This is a genomic window from Leucobacter sp. CX169 (assembly GCF_017161405.1).
GTDB lineage: Bacteria > Actinomycetota > Actinomycetes > Actinomycetales > Microbacteriaceae > Cx-87.
This window is the reverse complement of the sequence record NZ_CP071051.1, coordinates 898231-915964: the sequence shown is the minus strand read 5'-3', so window position 1 is coordinate 915964 and position 17734 is coordinate 898231. Positions and strand designations below refer to the sequence as shown.

General features: G+C 69.4%; 16 protein-coding genes. 5 read left to right on the top strand and 11 right to left on the bottom strand.

Features of this window, described 5'->3' with window-relative positions:
• Positions 1-60: 60 nt before the first annotated feature.
• Complete coding sequence (locus tag JW030_RS04085) at positions 61-276, top strand: hypothetical protein (protein WP_188044589.1); 216 nt, start codon at positions 61-63, stop codon at positions 274-276.
• Here JW030_RS04085 and JW030_RS04080 read toward each other — a convergent pair.
• The 3 genes from JW030_RS04080 to JW030_RS04070 are packed head-to-tail and all read right to left on the bottom strand — an operon-like array spanning position 273 to position 4140.
• Positions 273-698 (bottom strand): YchJ family protein, encoded by a 426-nt coding sequence (locus JW030_RS04080; RefSeq protein WP_241095549.1) that lies wholly within the window; start codon positions 696-698, stop codon positions 273-275. The genes JW030_RS04085 and JW030_RS04080 overlap by 4 nt on opposite strands.
• The gene (locus JW030_RS04075) at positions 695-2386 is read right to left on the bottom strand and encodes a DUF885 domain-containing protein (protein WP_188044590.1); all 1692 of its coding nucleotides are present in this window, start codon (positions 2384-2386) and stop codon (positions 695-697) included. Before JW030_RS04075 ends, JW030_RS04080 begins: the two co-directional genes overlap by 4 nt.
• Positions 2383-4140: a long-chain-fatty-acid--CoA ligase gene (locus tag JW030_RS04070; RefSeq protein ID WP_188044733.1), complete on the bottom strand. Its 1758-nt coding sequence runs from the start codon at positions 4138-4140 to the stop codon at positions 2383-2385. The genes JW030_RS04075 and JW030_RS04070 overlap by 4 nt, the downstream gene beginning before the upstream one ends.
• 123 nt (positions 4141-4263) lie before the next feature.
• Between JW030_RS04070 and JW030_RS04065 the strand changes: the two genes are divergently transcribed.
• Together JW030_RS04065 and JW030_RS04060 are read left to right on the top strand one after the other, a co-directional pair.
• Positions 4264-4488 (top strand): hypothetical protein, encoded by a 225-nt coding sequence (locus JW030_RS04065; protein ID WP_188044591.1) that lies wholly within the window; start codon positions 4264-4266, stop codon positions 4486-4488.
• A 5-nt stretch (positions 4489-4493) separates the two neighbouring features.
• Positions 4494-5327 carry an enoyl-CoA hydratase/isomerase family protein gene (locus tag JW030_RS04060; RefSeq protein WP_188044592.1) on the top strand — a complete coding sequence of 278 codons (834 nt, stop codon included), beginning with the start codon at positions 4494-4496 and terminating at the stop codon, positions 5325-5327.
• 254 nt (positions 5328-5581) lie between these two features.
• Here JW030_RS04060 and JW030_RS04055 read toward each other — a convergent pair whose 3' ends face one another.
• On the bottom strand, positions 5582-7165 hold the full coding sequence (locus JW030_RS04055) for an aminotransferase class I/II-fold pyridoxal phosphate-dependent enzyme (protein ID WP_188044593.1): 1584 nt from the start codon (positions 7163-7165) through the stop codon (positions 5582-5584).
• 124 nt (positions 7166-7289) lie between these two features.
• Between JW030_RS04055 and JW030_RS04050 the strand changes: the two genes are divergently transcribed.
• Positions 7290-8228, top strand: coding sequence for a LysR family transcriptional regulator (locus JW030_RS04050; protein ID WP_188044594.1), 939 nt, complete (start codon positions 7290-7292; stop codon positions 8226-8228).
• 31 nt (positions 8229-8259) lie between these two features.
• On the opposite strand, the gene JW030_RS04045 is transcribed toward JW030_RS04050, so the two are convergent.
• Complete coding sequence (locus tag JW030_RS04045) at positions 8260-9786, bottom strand: MDR family MFS transporter (protein ID WP_188044595.1); 1527 nt, start codon at positions 9784-9786, stop codon at positions 8260-8262.
• A gap of 126 nt (positions 9787-9912) precedes the next feature.
• On the opposite strand from JW030_RS04045, the gene JW030_RS04040 reads away from it, so the two are divergent.
• Positions 9913-10794: a hypothetical protein gene (locus JW030_RS04040; protein ID WP_188044596.1), complete on the top strand. Its 882-nt coding sequence runs from the start codon at positions 9913-9915 to the stop codon at positions 10792-10794.
• Between the two features lie 84 nt (positions 10795-10878).
• Here the strand turns inward: JW030_RS04040 and JW030_RS04035 are convergent, their stop codons facing one another.
• From JW030_RS04035 to JW030_RS04010, 6 genes are all read right to left on the bottom strand, one after another.
• Entirely contained in the window at positions 10879-11652 is a 774-nt protein-coding gene (locus JW030_RS04035; protein WP_188044597.1) for an amino acid ABC transporter ATP-binding protein, read from the bottom strand.
• Positions 11649-12503 (bottom strand): amino acid ABC transporter permease, encoded by an 855-nt coding sequence (locus JW030_RS04030; RefSeq protein WP_188044734.1) that lies wholly within the window; start codon positions 12501-12503, stop codon positions 11649-11651. Before JW030_RS04030 ends, JW030_RS04035 begins: the two co-directional genes overlap by 4 nt.
• 64 nt (positions 12504-12567) lie before the next feature.
• A complete protein-coding gene (locus JW030_RS04025; protein WP_188044598.1) occupies positions 12568-13383 on the bottom strand; it encodes an ABC transporter substrate-binding protein in 816 nt (271 codons plus the stop codon).
• 145 nt (positions 13384-13528) lie between these two features.
• Positions 13529-14824, bottom strand: a complete 1296-nt coding sequence (locus tag JW030_RS04020; protein WP_188044599.1) for an amidohydrolase family protein — start codon at positions 14822-14824, stop codon at positions 13529-13531.
• A gap of 39 nt (positions 14825-14863) precedes the next feature.
• Positions 14864-16348, bottom strand: coding sequence for a carboxylesterase/lipase family protein (locus JW030_RS04015; protein WP_188044600.1), 1485 nt, complete (start codon positions 16346-16348; stop codon positions 14864-14866).
• A gap of 9 nt (positions 16349-16357) precedes the next feature.
• Positions 16358-17671, bottom strand: coding sequence for an MFS transporter (locus JW030_RS04010; RefSeq protein WP_188044601.1), 1314 nt, complete (start codon positions 17669-17671; stop codon positions 16358-16360).
• Positions 17672-17734 lie beyond the last annotated feature (63 nt).

Here is a 17734-nt window from a genome sequence, read left to right as displayed (position 1 = left end):
GGTCGGCGCTTTGCTGTACCGCCCCTTGCCCGGGCCTCCCCTGCTCCCTAGGCTCGAGACATGAACCGAGCAGAGGACAGCGTGAGAAGCGCCGAGGCCCAGAGCGGCGATTCAACCGAGCTGGAGTACGAGAAGCCCAAAAAGGAGCAGGAGCTCCGGGCGGATCTCGAGGAGCTGTGGCAGGACGAGTCCCCCGCGACGGCACGCGAGACCGACTTCGCCGACGAGGTGGACGGCCGCCTGGGCACCCGGCACCGCGGGAGCGAGACTCCCTAGTCCATCGAGTCCCCGTCGACGTACTGCCACCCGGTGCTTCCGCCGCGCAGGAAGCGGCTGTGCTCGCGCTGTTCGAAGCGCCCCTCGGACGTGCGCCCGATCGCCGCGAACGTCACCGTCCCGGTCTGATCGAACGGGCCGCCGAGCTCGGTCGCCTCGACGAGCAGCCGCAGCCACTTCGTGTCGGCTTCGAGCTCGAACTCGGACGCGTCGGGCCGGGTGCCCGGGTGCCACGACGCCAGCAGGAAGTCGGCGTCGCCCACCACGAATGCACTGTAGCGCGCCCGCATGAGCCGCTCGGCCGTCGGTGCCTCCGCGCCCGCGTGCATCGCCCCGCAGCACGAGCCGAAGCGCTCGCCCCGCCCGCACGGGCAGGGGTCGCTGGCAGCCACGACGGCGAAACCGGCCGCCAAACCTGTCACGCCCCGAGCTCCCCGCGCAGCACCCGCTGCAGGGTGTCGAGCCGCACGCCGCCGATTCCGAGGGCGCGGCTGTGGAACGCGCGCAGGTCGAAGGTGGCCCCGGAAGCAGCCGCCCGCGCCTCAGACTCGTCGCGCAGGTCTTCCCAGACCCGCTGCCCGACTTTGTAGGAGGGTGCCTGCCCGGCCCAGCCGAGGTAGCGCAGCACCTCGAAGCGCACCGAGGCGTCACTCATCGAGACGTTGTCACGCAGGAACTCGAAGGCGTAGTCGCCGTCCCACACGCCTCCGCCGTAGGGCCGCTGCTTGCCGAGGTGCACGCCGATGTCGAGCACCACGCGCGCCGCGCGCAGGCGCTGCCCGTCGAGCATCCCGAGGCGATCCGCCGGGTCGTCGAGATAGCCGAGCTGCTCCATCAGGCGCTCGGCGTACAGCGCCCAGCCCTCGGCGTGACCCGAGGTGCCGGCGAGCTGGCGCCGCCACTCGTTCAGGCTGCCGCGGTTCACGACGGCCTGCCCGATCTGCAGGTGATGCCCGGGCACCCCCTCGTGGAAGACGGTGGTGAGCTCGCGCCACGTGGCAAACTCGGTGTCGCCCTCGGGCACCGACCACCACATGCGGCCGGGCCGTGAGAAGTCGTCCGTCGGGCCCGTGTAGTAGATCCCGCCCTCTTGAGTCGGCGCGATCAGGCACTCCAGCGTCCGGATCTCGGCGGGAATATCGAAGTGAGCCGCGCCAAGCTCGGCAACCGCGCGGTCGCTCGTCTCCTGCATCCACCGCTGCAGCGCGTCGGTTCCGTGCAGTTTCCTCGCAGGATCCTGGTCGAGGAACGCGATCGCCTCGGCGACGCTTGCGCCGGGCAGGATCTCGCGCGCGATGCGTTCCTGCTCGGAGACCATGCGGGCGAGCTCCTCGATGCCCCACTCGTAGGTCTCGTCCAGGTCGACGGCGAGGCCGAGGAAGCCCTCGGAGGCGAGCGCGTACCGCTCGCGCCCGAACGCGTCGGCCTCGGGGGCGTGCGGCGCGACTTCCCGGGTCAGGAACTCGGCAAACTCGCCGTACGCGGCGCTGGCCCCACCGGCCGCGGCCTCGAGCTCGGCGCGGAGCGCGGGCGACAGCGTCGCTGCATTCGCCCCGGCGACAAAGCTGGTGAAGTGCCCGGCGGCAGCGCCCGTCCCGGCGTTTCGCCCGGCCTGCTCGGCGACCTCGCGCACCTGGCGGATGGCGGGGGCCCTCCCCCGCGCGGCGCCGAGCGCGAGCGACTCGCGGTGCCCCGATAGCGCGGCCGGGACGGCTCGCAGGCGCTCGGCAACGGCCTCCCAGTCGTCCGCGCCCTCGAGCGGCATGAGGTCGAAGGAGTCGCGGATGTCCTGCACGGGCGACGCGATCACGTTGAGGTTTCGCAGGTGCTCGCCCGCCTCGTGCTCGGCGAGCGAAAGGCGCAGCTCGGCCCCAAGGTCGGCCTGGGTCACCGCATCGACGGCGTCGACGGGCACCGCCGCCGAAAGCTCGGCCAGGGTCGCCCGAGCGTCGGCGGCGTATGCCTCGGCGCCCGCGGGCGAGAGATCGGCGAGCTTGCCGTTCGCCTCGTTTCGACCGATCATCGTGCCGATCGTGGGCTCGTGCGCGACGAGGGTGTCGACCCACGCCTCCGCGATCTGGTCGATCGGGGTAGGCGTGCGCTCGCTCATCGGGCGTCGCCTTCCGCGGACGCCTCGCCCGCTGTGGCGGCGGCCCCGGCGGCAGGATCCTGCCCGAACAAGAGCGCCTTGACCTCGCGGCGCAGCACCTTGCCGATCATCGACTTCGGCAACGCGTCGACCTTCACGATGCGACGCGGCACCTTGTACGCCGTCAGGGTGTCGCGCAGCTGGGCGCGCATCGCCTCGGGGTCGAACTGCGCGCCGGGCTTCATCACGACCGCGACGACGACGTCCTCGCCGTTGCGCACGCTGACCTCGCCGACCGCGGCCGCGTCCTCGACGCCGTCGAGCGCGCGCATCGCCTCCTCGACCTCAGAGGGCGAGACGTTAAAGCCGCCCGTGATAATGAGCTCCTTGATGCGGTCGACAATTGACACATAGCCGTCCTCACTCATCGTCACGATGTCGCCGGTGCGGAACCAACCGTCCTGCAACACCTGAGCGGTCTCGTCCGGCTTTCGCCAGTACCCCGAGAACACCTGGGGCCCGCGGACGACGAGCTCTCCGGGCTGACCGAGCGGAACCTCGGTGGCGGGGTGATCCGGATCGACGATCTTCACGTCCGTGTCGGGCAGCGGGATGCCCACGGCACCGATCCTGCGCCCATCGGACACCGGGTTGACCATCAACACGGGCGAGCACTCGCTCAGGCCGTAGCCCTCGACGAGCACGCCCCGGGTGCGCTCCTCCCACGGCGTGACGAGCGCGGTGTCGAGCGGCATGGCTCCCGAAACGGCGATCTGGATGCCCTGAAGGCTCACGCCCGCCTCGTCGGCGGCGTTCATGAGGCGCTGGTAGATCGGCGGCACCGCGGGCAGCACGCTCGCCGGGCGCTTCTTGATGACCTTGAGGACGAGGTCGGGGTCGAACTTCGGGAAGAGCACGAGGCGCGCGCCCATGCTCATCGCGTAGGTGAGGCAGAGCGTCAGCCCGTAGGCGTGGAACATCGGCAGCACCGCGTAGACGACGCAGCCCTCGCCGCGCGTGACCGTCGGGGTCCAGGCCTGCGCCATCGCGGCATTCGACAGCATGTTTCGGTGGCTGAGCATTGCGCCCTTGGGTGAGCCCGTCGTGCCGCTCGTGTATTGGATCACCGCGACGTCGCCCTGTTCGGGCTTCGGCACGCGATCGCTGATCGGGCGGCCCTTCACGAGCTCGGCGAAGCTGCGCACCCCCTTCGCCGGCTTCGTGAGCTGCGCCCGCTTGGTGCGAATGGATGGGACCGGGAGGGTCAGCGCGAGGCGCATCGCGCGCGGCATGCCCTTCGTGATGTCGACGGCGACGATCTCGGCGGGCAACACGTCGGCCGGGAAGTCCTGAATAGAGGGGACGACGGCGTCCCATGCGAGCACGACGCGGGCGCCGTGATCCTCAAACTGGTGCCGCAGCTCGCGCGGCGTGTACAGCGGGTTATGCTCCACGACGATCGCGCCGAGGCGCAGGATCGCGTAAAACGCCACGATGTGCTGCGGGCAGTTCGGCAGCACGATCGCGACCGGGTCGCCATGCTGTACGCCGAGCTTCCGCAGCGACTCGGCCACGCGGTCGATCTGCTCGCCGAGCTTCTTGTAGGTCGTCTCGGCCCCGAAGAACTCGAGCGCGACGGCCGAGGGGAACTCGGCGATTGAGCGGTCCATCAGCTCGGTGAGGGATCCGGGCAGCTCGCCGAGCGTGTGTGGCACGTCCGGGGCATAGCTGGCAAACCAAGGGGACGAAGCGTCGGGGAGGGGGGTGTCAGCAATCACAGGCCAACTTTACCCGGGTCGCGGAATTTCGGGCGCTGCGCGGCATCACACTCCAGATAAGATGGGAGGGCGCGGCACCCATGACTATCGGCCGCGCCCCTGAACCCAAGGAGATCCCTCGTGAAGACCCGCACTCGCCTCGCCGTCGCTTTCACCGCGGTTGTCGCGTCACTGTTCGCGGCCGCGCCTGCCTTCGCAAGCGAGGGCGCCGTCGAGCACGTCAACGAGTTCTCCTCCGCCGGCCAGCCCGTCGACGCGGTCGCGATCTCGATTGTCATGCTCGTGCTGCTCGCGTTCGTGCTCATCAGCTCGACCCTGATCGGCAACCTCTTCGAGAAGAAGTAACCCTCATGGCCGCGTCGTTCGTCAACCAGCTCTCGCAGCTCGACCCGGAGACGATCGAGCTGCAGCTCGACGGCACGACGCTCACCATCCGCGTCAACCGGCCGAAGGCGCTGAACGCCCTCTCGCCGCAGGTCATCGACGAGATGCGGGCGGTCGTCGGGCTGGTGCGCGAGTCGCTGACCGGCACCGAGTGGCCGGTGCGCGGCGTCATCATCACCGGCGCGGGCCCGAGGTCGTTCGTCGCCGGCGGCGACATCGCCCAGATGAACGGCATGGACCCGACGGCCGCCGCGGCCTATGCCGCCGAGGCGCAGGAGCTCACGACCTGGCTCGAGACCCTGCCCGTCCTCGTGATCGCGGCGGTCAACGGCTTCGCGCTCGGCGGCGGCTGCGAGCTCGCCATGGCCTGCGACGTCATCCTCGCCTCCGAGAACGCGAGCTTCGGCCAGCCCGAGGTCGCGCTCGGCCTCATCCCCGGCTTCGGCGGCAGCGTCCGCCTGCCCCGCTACGTTGGCGCGGCCGCGGCGCGCGAGCTGATCCTCACCGGTCGCAGGATCGATGCCGCCGAGGCTGCTCAGCTCGGCCTCGTCTCGCGGATCCTGCCCGACCACGGCAAGCTGATCGAAGCGGCCCACGAGATGATCGACCTCTCGGCCGGCCAGTCCCCCGTCGCGGTCGCCGCCGCAAAGCGCGTGCTGCGCGAGGCCGGCTCGCTGTCGATCGACGCGGGCCTCGAGGTGGAGCGCGCCGCGTTCGCGGCCTGCTTCGATACGGCCGACATGGCCGAGGGCACCGCCGCGTTCGTCGAGAAGCGCCGCCCGGAGTTCCCGGGGCGCTAAGGCGCCTGACTCAACGGGGCCAGGGCGTCATTTTCGCTGCCCTGCGCGCCAGATCTTCGCTCGAGCTTGCGCAATGTGCTGCTTCGATTGAGTTGAAGCAGCACATTGCGCAAACTCGACGGCGCCGAGTTGTGTCAGCGAGTCGGGTTGTCTCGGACGATCGCGAGCCGCGGCTCCGAGAAAACATGTATCACCCAGGGAACCGGAGCGGCTGCGGGTAACCGGACGGGGCAATGCGACCGCGCTGGAGCGCCCTACGCCTCGCGGACCACGCGGATCTCAGTGACCAGCGGATCGATTGCGCCACGGACGTAGCCGGTGGGCGACGCCGCAACGGCCGTCAGGAAGCGAACCGTCTCGGCCGTGATCTCCTCGCCCGGGAGCACGTTCGGGATGCCCGGCGGGTAGGCGGCGAGCGAGTCCGACGACACGCGCCCGACGGCCTCGGCTGCGGGCACGACCTCGGTCTCGGCGAAGAAGGCATCGCGCGGGAGCATACGCAGCTTCCCGGCGGTCGGCAGCGGCGGGAAGCTCACCTCGACGGACTGCCCGGCAGCGCGCAGCGCGTCCGCCTCGTCGGCGACCTCGCGCATCGCGTTCATGATGAAGTCCAGGTCGGGCACCTGGCCCGCGCCAATCACGGCGACGATGCTGGTGGCCGTCGACATCTCGAAGTACAGGTGGTGTTCCTCGACCAGGCGGTCGCGCACCCAGTGGCCGCTCTGACCGAGGCCCGAGACATCGACGGGGACGCGTAGCAGGTCGGTCTCGACAATGTCGGCGAACCGGTCAAAGTCGTCGCTGATGATCGCGAAACGGCCGTCGGCGCGCAGGCGTGCCCGCAGCTCCTGCGCCATCGCGATCGATTCGCCGATCTTCTCGGTATTCGCGACGATCGCCATGCGGGCGATATCGAGCGAGCCCATGAGCAGCGAGCTCTCGGAGGTCGAGGCCGTCATGGTGACCGCGCGGGCGACGAGCGGCTCCAACCGGTCCGCGAACGGGCCCTCTCCCAGGTGCAGCATGGCGGACTGGGTGAACGAGCCCGCGAGCTTGTGCGTGCTCGAGACGACGAGGTCGGCGCCCAGCTTCGCGGGCGACTCGGGCAGATCGGGGTGGAAGCCGAAGTGCGCACCCCAGGCGCCGTCGACGATGAGCGGGGCGCCGTGCGCGTGGGCGACGCGGGCGAGGCCGGCGACGTCGGCGACCGAGCCGAAGTAGCTCGGCGAGATGACATAGACAGACGCCGCCGGGCGCCCCTCGGCCTCGGCCAGCACGAGCGCTGCCTCGAGGGCCTCGGGCGTCACGCCGTGCGCGATGCCGTGGCGCTCGTCGACCGTCGGGGCGACAAAGCTCGGGTTCAGCCCCGCGACGAGCACGCCGTCGCTGAAGCTCGAGTGGGCGCTGCGCTGCGACAGGATGTTTGCGCCGAGACCGCGCACGGCGATCGCGGCGGTGCGGTTCGCCTGCGAGGCGCCGTTCGTCATGAACCAGGTGCGGCGCGCGCCCCACGCCTCGGCGGCGAGCTGCTGCGCCTGGCGCAACGGCGAGTCATCGCCCAGGTCGATGCCCTTGAGCATGAGTGGGATGTCGAGGGTGACCGCCTGCTCGCCGAAGAAGTCGGCCAGCTGGCTGGCGCCCTCGCGGGCGGTGCCGCCGTGCCCGGGGACCATGAGGTTCACCGGGTGAGCGGCGACGTGGCGCTGCAGCGCCTCCGCATATGGCGCACACGCCTGGCTCAGCGGCGCGGGCGCCGCGTTCTGCGCACCCGAAATGGCCTCGCCCGCCAGGGCGGTGGTGAGCTGGTGGGAGTCGGCGTGAGTCTTGGCGTGCAGCATAAGACGATATTCCCGCAGCCGGCTCACCGAGTGAACCCCCGCTTTGGCTCCCCCGGCACCAGATACTCTCTGGTACCTGCACCCACTCTGGGGACCGATGCGCTATAGGCAGTAATGTGGAGCCGTGATAGATCTGCGCCAGCTCGAAGCCCTCCGCGCCGTCGCCCAGGAGGGCTCGGTCTCGCGGGCCGCCCTGCGACTCGGCTGGAGCCAGCCCACGGTGGACTACCACCTCAAGAACCTCGACCGGCTCGCGGGCACGGCCCTCCTGTCGCGTTCAAGCCGCGGCAGCACGCTCACGACGGCAGGTTCGGTCATGCTCGAGCGGGGCATCGAGATCCTGAGCCTCTCCGAGCGCGCGCTCGTGGACGTCCGGGACCTCTCGCAGCTCGGCAGGATCCGGCTGCGTTTTGGCACCTTCCCCACCGCGGCGGCGCAGCTGCTGCCGCAGATCGCCGCGCGCCTGTCAGAGGTCGGCGTCGAGATCGACGCGGTGCTCGAGGAGGTCACGCCGCTCGTGACCCGGATCAACCAGCGCGAACTCGACGCCGCCCTGCTCTATACCGCAGGGGACTACGACCTGCCGTTCCGCGCGGACGTCCACACGACGCACGTCATGCGGGACCCGCTGCTGCTCGCGCTCCCCCGCACGCACCCGCTCGCCGAGCTGCGCATCATCGACAATGAGGCGCTGCTCACACTCGCGGACGAGCACTGGGTGCTCGGCGCGACCGCCGGCGACACAATGGACGACATCGTGCGCGATGTCTTCGCCGAGGCGGGGCACGAGATCGACGTCGCCATTCGCACCGACGATTTCTCCGTCGTGCTCGGGCTCGTCGCCGCCGGCATGGTCATCGGGCTCGTGCCGCGCCTCGCGGCGACGACGATCCCGGCGGGCGTCGTGATCCGGCCCATCGCCGATGATCGCTTTGCGCGCGAGATCGTGCTGGCCGCGCCGGGCGAGGGCCCTGGCCGCCAGCCCCCGGTCGCGGTGCGCCAGCTCGCCGACGCCGTGCGCCGCTCGATCGAGGCGATCCCCGAGGTCGACGACTGGGCGTAGGCCCGAGTCCGGGTGAGGCGCCGGCTTCGGACTAGGCTCCGGCCTGCGCCTGAGCCTGCGCCTGGGCTTCGACGCTCGCCGGCTCAACAACACCCTCGACCGTCTCCTCGTGCACGATCGGGTCGGCCTTCACGAAGATCGCGACGACGGCGGCAAGCGTGGCCACTGCACCGCCCAACAGGAACGCGGCCTGCATGCCGTTTGCCATCGCGGGCACCTCGCCGATACCGCGAGAGATCGCTCCGGCCGAGACGACGCTCATGACCGTCACGAACACCGCGGTGCCGGCGGCCCCGGCAACCTGCTGAATCGTCGAGATCGTCGCGCTGCCGTGGGCCGCGAGGTGCGGCGGCAGCGATCCGAGCGAGAGCGAGAAGAGCGGCGTGAACGTGCACGCGAGGCCGATGCTCAAAATGAGGTGGGCCACCACGGCGAGCCAGATCGGGGTGAACTCCCCAAACGTGCCCATCAGCCAGAGGGCCGCAGCGGTCATCGCGGTACCCGGGACCAGCAGGGGCTTGACGCCGTGGCGGTCGACGATGCCGCCGACGACCGGGCCGAGCAGGCCCATCAGCAGACCGCCGGGCAGCAGCACAAGGCCGGTCGCGAGCGTGTCGGCGCCGAGCACGTCCTGGAGGTAGATCGGCAGCAGCACGAGGGTGCCAAACAGGGCGATCATGCTGACGGCGAGCAGCAGCACGGACAGCGCGAACGGGCGCGAGTTGAAGGTGCGAAGATCGAGCAGCGCGCGGTCGTGGCGCTGCAGGCTGAGCTGGCGCCAGACGAAGAGGCCGAGCGAAATCACGCCCACGATGATCGGGATCAGAGGCTCGACCGCCTCGCCTCCGCTCGCCCGCTGCCCGACGGCACTCAGGCCGAAGACAATACCGCCGAAGCCCAGCGCAGAGAGCACGACCGAGATCGCGTCGATGCGCGTGTAGCGACGCTCGCCGACGTTGGGCAGTTTGATTGCGCCGATGACCAGCGCCGCGGCCGCGATCGGCAGCATCACGATGAACAGCCAGCGCCAGCTGAGGTGCTGCAGGATCATCCCGGACAGCGTCGGGCCGAGCGCCGGGGCGACCGACATGACGATGGCAATGCGCCCCATCAGCGCGCCGCGGTGCCGCTCGGGCACGAGCGTGATGACGGTCGTCATGAGCAGCGGCATCATGATCGCGGTGCCGACGGCCTGCACGATGCGGCCAAGCAGCAGCACCGCGAACCCGGGCGCGATCGCCGCGACCGCGGTGCCCGTCACGAAGAACGCCATCGCCACGATGAAGAGCGTGCGTGTCTTCATCCGCTGGATCAGCATGCCCGTAATCGGGATCACCACGCTCATCGTGAGCAGGAACGCGGTCGTCAGCCACTGCCCCGTCGACGGCGAGATGTCGAGGTCGAGCATGAGCCGCGGCAACGCCACGCCCATCACGGTCTCGTTGAGAATCACCACGAACGAGGAGACGAGCAACAACCAGATCGCCAGGTTCTCGCGCGGCCCAATCTTGTCGTCGACTGCGTGCTCGCTGGAGTGCACGGCGGAGGAACGAGACATGACGAAGGGCCTTTCGGTGGTGGCGCGAGAAAATGGGGAAAGGTACAGCATACCCGCACTTTCGGACGCGGCACCAATCCGCGCTAGGCTCGAAACACCGACCCGGACATCCGGGGCACCCGACGAATGGAGACCACTCAGCTTATGGATGACTACAACGACGGCATGGCGGACTTCGCCGCCGGCATGGGCGCGTTCTTCGCGTTCCTCATCATCTTCTTTGCGGTCTTGGCGCTCTTCGTAGTCGCCGTGTACGTCTTCTCGAGCATCGCGTACATGAAGATGTACCAGAAGTCGGGTCACCCCAACCCCTGGGGCGCATGGGTCCCCTTCTACCGCGAGTTCCTCCTCATGGAGCACGGCGGGGTGAGCGGCTGGTACTACCTCATCTGCTACGGCGCGACACTTGTCTTGAGCGGCATTGGTACGGCACTCACGGCCACTGCCCCGCTCGGCGCGCTCAGCTCAGTCGGCATGTCGGGCGAGTTCGACAGCAGTGCGAGCGGCGCAATGACCGGCATGATCGTCATCGGCTACCTCTTCAGCCTGCTGTCGTATCTCCCCTCGCTCGCCATGATCGTGCTGCAGATCTTCGTGGTCATCAACCTGAACCGCGCGTTCTCGCGCCCGGGCGCCGGCATGATCGTGCTCGGCATCCTGGTCCCGCTCGTCTGGATCGGCATCCTCGCCTGGGGCAAGAACTCGGTCTGGCGTCCCGAGGGCGCTATCCACGGCACCCGCGGCATCTTCTTCCCCCGCCAGGGCACGACCTACCTCGAGCGTCAGATTGCGGCGCGCTTCGGCGGCGTCATGCCCGCGCACGCGCAGAAGCAGCCCAAGGCACAGCCCATGCCGCAGGCAGCGTACGCGCAGCAGCAGCAGCAGGCTCCGGCTCAGCAGCCGTACCAGCCGCAGGCACCGTACCAGCCGCAGGCCCCGGTCCAGCCGCAGGCTCCGGTCCAGCCGCAGGCTCCGGTCGACCCGGCTGAGGGCAACCAGCAGCAGTAGTTCGCACATCGAAAATGGGCGGTATCCCCTCGGGGGTACCGCCCATTTTTCGTCGGCGCAGCGCGCAGCTGCACGCGAGCCGGCCTAGGCGAACGGATCGCCCAGGCGCGCCAAGAACTCGATCGTCTCGGGCTTCTGCGGGGCGTCGAAGATCTGCTCGGGAGTGCCCGACTCGACGATCACGCCGTCCTTCAAGTACACGACCCGGTCGGCCACGCGGCGCGCGAAGGACATCTCGTGGGTCGCCATCACGATCGTGGTGCCGCCGGCCTTGAGCTCGCGCACGAGGTCGAGCACCTCGCCCACGAGCTGAGGGTCGAGGGCACTCGTGATCTCGTCCAGCAGCAACAGCTCGGGGTCGGTCGCCAGGGCCCGCACGATCGCGACGCGTTGCTGCTGCCCCCCGGAGAGGCGATCCGGGTATTCCTTCGCCTTGTCGGCAAGGCCGATGCGCGCGAGGAGGTCGCGACCGGTCTGCTCTGCCTCCGCCTTCGGCACGCCAAACACCTTGCGGGCGGCGAGCGTCACGTTGTCGAGGACGTTCAGGTGCGGGAAGAGGTTGTAGTGCTGGAATACGACGCCGATGCGCGCGCGCACCTGGTCGACGTTCACGCGCGGGTCACTGATGTCCGTATCGCCGAGGAAGATCTGGCCGTCGTCGATCTGCTCGAGCAGGTTGATCGTCTTGAGCAGGGTGGACTTGCCCGAGCCGCTCGCTCCGATGAGCACGACGACCTCGTGCTGCCCGACGTCGAGCGAGATGCCGCGGAGCACATGCGCCTCGCCGAACGACTTGTGGACGTCCTCGACCCGCAGGACCGATTCGGCGCCGCGCGCCGGGGAAGCGGTCTCGGTCATACCGAGCCTCCGATCTGCTCGCGCTGCTGCTGGCGTGCCGTCACCCAGTCGGTGAGGCGGATCATCGGCCAGGAGATGATGATGAACAGGATTCCTGCAACGACGTAGGGCGTGAAGTTGTAGCTGGAGGCGACCTCGATCTGCGCGGCGCGCACGGCGTCGACCGCTCCCAGCACCGAGATCAGGCCGACGTCCTTCTGCATCGACACGAAGTCGTTCATCAGCGCGGGCGTCACCTTGCGCACGCCCTGCGGCAGCACGATGAGCCGCAGCGTCTTGGTGCGGCTGAGTCCGAGCGAGCGAGCGGCAAGGCGCTGCGAGGGGTGCACGGCGTCGATGCCTGCGCGCAGCACCTCGGCGACGTAGGCCGAGTAGGTCAGGATCAGGGCGATGGTGCCCCAGAACTGGGCGGGCATGCGCCCGAACAGCTCGAGCCCCGGCAGGCCGAAGCCGACCAGGTACAAGACGAGCAGCACGGGGATGCCGCGGAAGATGTCGGTGTAGCCGGCGGCGAGCAGCCTGAGCGGCGTGAACACCGCGCCCTTGAGCGTGCGCGCGACGGCCAGCAGCGTGCCGAGGATCGCGACGCCGATCGCCGCGACGAACAGCACCTGGATGTTGAGCCAGAGGCCCTTGAGGATCGCCGGGAACGAGTTCACCGCGGTCTCGAAGTTGAAGAACGTGGTCTGCACGCGGTCCCAGCCGGGGCTGTTCACGATCACGACGCCAATCACGACGGCGAAGACGAGCGTGCTGACGATACTCAGCAGGATCGAGCGCGAGCGCTGCCGGCGACGGAAGTCGCGGCGGTCAAGCTCGATCCTGCTGAGTGCGCGTGAGCCGTCCCCGATCCGACCCGCCGGGGCGGGATCCTGCGGGTTGGCCGGAATGGTTGAGAGGCTCACTGGGTCAGACCTACTTCAGGACGGGAGCGCCCTGGTCGGCGAGCCACTGGGTCTCGAGCTCGGCCAGCGTGCCGTTCTCGCGCAGGGCGTCGACCGCTGCGGTGGTCTTGGCGGTCAGCTTCGAGTCCTTGGGCAGCACGATGGCGAACTCATCGCCGCCGTCCGTGGAGTTCAACTGACCGACGATGACGCCGTCATCGAGCTGCGCGCCCACCGCGTAGAAGGCGCCGGGGAGGTCAGTGACGAAGGCATCGATCTGGCCGCTCTGCATGGCGGCGATGACGTCGTCCACCGAGTTGAAGACCTGGATCTCGCTCGTCGGGTCGATCTCGGCCTTCGCGACGTCGTAGGAGGTGGTGCCGGCGGCGACGCCGATCAGCGAGCTCTTGAGCCCGGCCAAGTCCGTCGCGTTCGCGGCATCCGTGCCGGCGTTCGCGACGACCGCCTGGGTGGTCGTGTAGTACGGCGACGAGAAGTCGACGGCCTGCGCCCGCTCCTCGGTGACCGAGAACTGCTGGAGGTTCAGGTCCCAGTCCTTGGGGCCCGGCGCGATGGCCGAGTCGAAACTCGAGCGCACCCAGACGACGTCCTTCGCGTCGAAACCGAGCTCCTCGGCGACCGCGAACCCGACGGCGGCTTCGAAGCCTTCGCCCGACTCAGGCTTGTCGCCAACGACCCAGGGCTCGTATGCCGGCTGGCCGGTCGCGATGGTCAGCTTGTCGGGGGTAACGGTCTCGCTGTCCGAGGCGGGCGCGCAGCCCGAGACGGCGAGAACTGCGGCGGTTGCTGCGGCGACAAGCGCGCCGATGCGGATGGTGCGAGACATGGGAATCCTCCGGGTACGAGCGGGGCGGGACCGAGGTTGTGCCGTGGCGTGGGCACACGACAACCCCTCGATCCTACGGCAAAGCGTCAACGGGCGTGACAATCTGCGTCACCTGGCGTCACGCAGCGGGCGCGCTGGGCTGACGCTAGCGCGCGAACCGTTCGGCGCCCGCGACGACGGTGCGGGCGCAGGATCCTGCCCCGCTCTCGACGAGGTGCGCGAGCGTGTCGTCGGGGTTCGTCACGGGAACGTCGAAGAAGGCGAGATCGGCGAGGGCGCCGACGACGAGCTGGCCGATCCGGCGGGTACCGACGCTCAAGCCGAGCGCCGCGGCCCCGCCGAAGGTTGCGGCCGAGAACAGTCGGGCGTGGAGGTCGCGCCCCGCGTAGCCCTGCTCTCGCGCCACCCGGTAGAGCAGCGCGACGTCCGCGAGCGGGTCGAGGGACGGCGACGACGACAGTGAGTCGGTGCCCACCGAGATCGGGCTGCCCTCGCGCAGATAGTCGGCGATCGGCGGCATGTCGAGGCCGATGATCTCGTTCGAGCGCGGGCAGAGCGCGACGCTCGTGCCCCGGGCGCGGAGCAGCGCCCGGTCCTCGGCACTGACGTACACGCCGTGGGCGATGTGGCAGTCGGGCCCGAGCACGCCGAGGTGGTCGACGAATTGGGTGGACGAGACGCCGATGCCGCGCGAGCGCAGGGCGCGGAAGCTGTCCGCGCCGAGCTCGGGCCACGTCTCGTGGGAGCCGCGCAGGCCGCGCTCCATGTGCGCCTCGGCGAGGTGGATGTGCAGACGAAGTCCCTGCTCGCGCACCAGGTCGGGGATCTCGAGCAGCGGCTGCACCTCGAGGGAGTAGGGGGCGTGGGGCGAGACCCCGGCTCCGGGGGGCGTCGGGATGCGACGGATCTGCTCGAGCACGTCGGCGCGCGCCTCGTCGGTCCAGTCCGCGTTGCTCTTGCCGTACACCTCCCAGTAGGCGATGCCGTGCAGGCCCGCATCGTGGAGGGCGCTCAGCGCCGACTCGTCGGTGACGACATCAGCGGCGGCCGTCACGCCGGCCGCGAGCGAGCTCGCCGCCCCCTCCGCCGCGGCGGCGGCCCAGTCGTGCCCGCCGCGGTCGTAGACGACGTCGAAGGCGTCGCCCCAGTCGTCAAAGCCGGTGTAGTGGCGCTGCGCCAGCTCGCCCATGTGCGTGTACTGCAGGTGGGTGTGCGCATTGACGAGGCCTGGCGCAAGCACGCCGTCGAAGCGCTCCTCGCGGTATGCGATCCCGCGCTCCTCGAGCGCCTGGCGCACCCAACGCCGATCCCCCACATGCAGGATCTTTTCGCCGCGCACCGCGACCGCGCCGTCCGCGATGCGCGGTCCCACGACGGGCAACACGAGGTTCGCACTATAGAGGACGGTCTCGGGGGGCGTTGCGGCGGGATCAGCGGTCACGAGAACCCAGTCTAGGCGCTCGGACGGCCGCCCCGGCCGTCACAGCAGCGGGCGAACGCCCGCGTATCCGTCGCCCACGACCGACGACGGGGTATTGAAGACCCGGGTCTGTCGCGACGGCTCGGAGTACTGGGGCCACCCGGGATCGCCCGTCGTGATGAACGCGACGGCTCCGCCGTGCACCGCGTCCGCCAGGCCCTGCGGCGGGTTCGGCCCGGCCAAAGCCTCAATGCCCACCGGGGAGTCAAGGCAATCAAAGAAGAACGGCACGTCGATGCAGTGCTCAGCGAAACCGAAGACCCCCGACGGCCAGGAGAACCGATACACCCAAGTCGGGGCGCCCTCGCGCCGCGCGACCGTCTCGACGAGCGCCTTGCGGAACATGAGGTCGGTGAGGAAGCGGCCGCCGATGCGGGCCGTTCCCTTGCTCACCGCGTCCTGATTCGCCGCGAGGTATCCCTTCATCGCAGCCTTGGGCAGGCCGAGTTTGCCGAGCAGGAGCCGCTTCGGGACCCAGCGCAACTTCTTCGCCTGCTCCGAGAACACCATCGAGAACTCGTCGTCCGTCGTGCCCATGACGAGTGGCTTGTCGGCGCCGACCCCCGCCTTGAACGAGTCGGTCGTCGCGCGCAGGATCAGGTCGCCGTCGATGGTCGGGCCGAGGGCGAGGCCCTCCTTGATCATGTCCTGGAAGCCGTCGGCCGTCATCTTGGTCGACTCCTGCTGTGCTTCCAGGACCTGCGACTCGGTGCGCGAGCCGAAGCCGGCCACGGTGGGGGCAACGCCGAGGCCCGCCGCGAGCTTCCGGCCGAACGCCTCCGCCCGCGCCGGGGTCACATCGGCGAGCGCGCCCGAGACCGAGTACACGCCATGGAAGAGGTGCTGGGCCGCCTCCATGCCGAGCAGGGTCTGTACGGCCCCGCCGCCGGCCGACTGGCCGGCGATCGTCACGCGACTCGGGTCGCCGCCAAACTCGGCGATGTTCTGTTGCACCCACTCGAGCGCCAACAGCCAGTCGCGCACGCCGCGGTTCGACGGCGCGTCCTCGATCCAGCCGAAACCGTCGAAGCCGAGCCGGTACGAGATCGTCACCGTCACGACGCCGTCGCGGTTGAAGCCGCGGCCGTCGTACCAGAGGCTCGCGGGTGAGCCGGCGAAGTAGCCGCCGCCGTGGATCCAGACAAGCACCGGCAATCCGGCCCCCGACTGCGGCTGCTGCGGAGACGGGGTGAACACGTTCACGTTCAGGGTCGATTCGCCCGGCACGCTCGGCTCGGGAATCAGTGTGACCCCGGGGTCGCCCCGCTGCGCCGTCGGGCCGAACTCGAGGGCGTCGCGCACGCCCTCCCACGAACGGTGCGGCACGGGGGCTTGGAAGCGAAGCTCCCCCACCGGCGGTTCGGCGAATGGAATGCCGAGAAACGCCGCCGACCCGTCGGCCGCACCCGACACGCCCCGCCAGGTGCCGCGCACCCGACCGGCCCGGGTCTCGACCTCAACGAATGACGTGGTGGTGTTCGACACGGTGTGCTCCTAACGAACGCTCTTGATCGGGATGATAGCGAGGGCGGCGATGATCGAGAAGACGATGGCGAACACGAAGAGCATCGAGTAGCCGCCGAAGTAGGTAATGATGAGGCCGGCGATGGCCGGGCTGAGCGCCTGCGGGATGTTCGTGGCGATGTTCAGAATACCGAGGTCCTTGCCCGCGGCCGCTCCCCCGCCCGGCAGCACCTCGGTCATGAGCGCCGCGTCGACAGACATATACAGCCCGAAGCCGAATCCGTTGATGATGCTCATCGCGATCATGCCGGTCATGTTCGGCATCATCAGCGGCATCGCAAGGCCGATGACCATGATCACCGACGCGGCATAGATGAAGACCTTGCGCCGGCCGGCCTTGTCGCTCCACCAACCCGACACCGCGATCGCGACGAGCGTCGGCACGAAGGCGACGAGGGTCAGCGTGATGACGGCGCCCTGCGCCTCGACGAGCGGCATGCCGATGAAGTCGGTGAGCAGGTACAGCTGGAACGCCGCGATGACGAAGTACCCCAGAATGAGCAGGAAGCGGGCGGCGAAGGCCCACGCAAAATCGGGGTGGCGCTTCGGGCTGACCCAGAATCCCGAGAGGAAGGTCTTCCAGCTCCACGGGTCGACCGCGGCCTCCTTGCTCGACCAGTCACGGTTAATGAGGACAAAGATGACGGTGACCACCATGACCACGATGCCGAAGACCGCGTAGGCGAGGCCGAGGCTCGTGGCGAGCGCTCCGGCGGTAATGACGCCGACGGTGCTCCCGAGTTGCATGCCGATACCAGACATCGCGCTCGCCGTGCCCCGCTTGTCGCGCGGGAAGCGGTCGGGGGTGATCGCCGACAGCGGCCCCTGGATCGCGTTGAGCGCGACCTGGATGACGACCCAGAACACGGTGATCCAGACCAGCGAGGTGAGCGAGCCCATCCCGAGCAGCAGGATCCCGCCGACGAACGCGCCGATCAGCATCCACGGGGAGCGCCGCCCGAGCTTTGACCGGGTGCGGTCGCTGAGCGCGCCGACGATGGGCTGGGCGAACAGGGTGAACACGAACGAGACCGTGGTCACAATCGCGAGGTTCGCGACCTTGTTCGCTTCGTCCAGCAGCAGGACCTGCGAGGGCAGCAGGATCGCGATGAGGCCCGCGTAGGTCGCAAACAGGGTGAACGACGACATCAGGATCGCGGGCAGCGTGGCCTTGCTGGCCGGCGGACTCGTGGGCGGCTCGCCGGCGACCGGCTGGGCGGTCGAGATAATTCCGGTCGGGGCGACCGGGATGGTCGGATCACCGACGTTGTAAGGCTGAGACATGCGGGCTCCTCGTCATTGAGTTGGCCAAAAGGGGGCACGACGCCCGAAACCGAGCGACGTTCG

What these genes read in the sequence shown, in the direction of transcription:
- JW030_RS04040 (WP_188044596.1), top strand. Translation starts at nt 9,913, where the DNA reads ATGGAGACCACTCAGCTTATGGATGACTACAACGACGGCATGGCGGAC.
- JW030_RS04075 (WP_188044590.1), bottom strand. Translation starts at nt 2,386, where the DNA reads ATGAGCGAGCGCACGCCTACCCCGATCGACCAGATCGCGGAGGCGTGG.
- JW030_RS04025 (WP_188044598.1), bottom strand. Translation starts at nt 13,383, where the DNA reads ATGTCTCGCACCATCCGCATCGGCGCGCTTGTCGCCGCAGCAACCGCC.
- JW030_RS04045 (WP_188044595.1), bottom strand. Translation starts at nt 9,786, where the DNA reads ATGTCTCGTTCCTCCGCCGTGCACTCCAGCGAGCACGCAGTCGACGAC.
- JW030_RS04010 (WP_188044601.1), bottom strand. Translation starts at nt 17,671, where the DNA reads ATGTCTCAGCCTTACAACGTCGGTGATCCGACCATCCCGGTCGCCCCG.
- JW030_RS04055 (WP_188044593.1), bottom strand. Translation starts at nt 7,165, where the DNA reads ATGCTGCACGCCAAGACTCACGCCGACTCCCACCAGCTCACCACCGCC.
- JW030_RS04085 (WP_188044589.1), top strand. Translation starts at nt 61, where the DNA reads ATGAACCGAGCAGAGGACAGCGTGAGAAGCGCCGAGGCCCAGAGCGGC.
- JW030_RS04035 (WP_188044597.1), bottom strand. Translation starts at nt 11,652, where the DNA reads ATGACCGAGACCGCTTCCCCGGCGCGCGGCGCCGAATCGGTCCTGCGG.
- JW030_RS04060 (WP_188044592.1), top strand. Translation starts at nt 4,494, where the DNA reads ATGGCCGCGTCGTTCGTCAACCAGCTCTCGCAGCTCGACCCGGAGACG.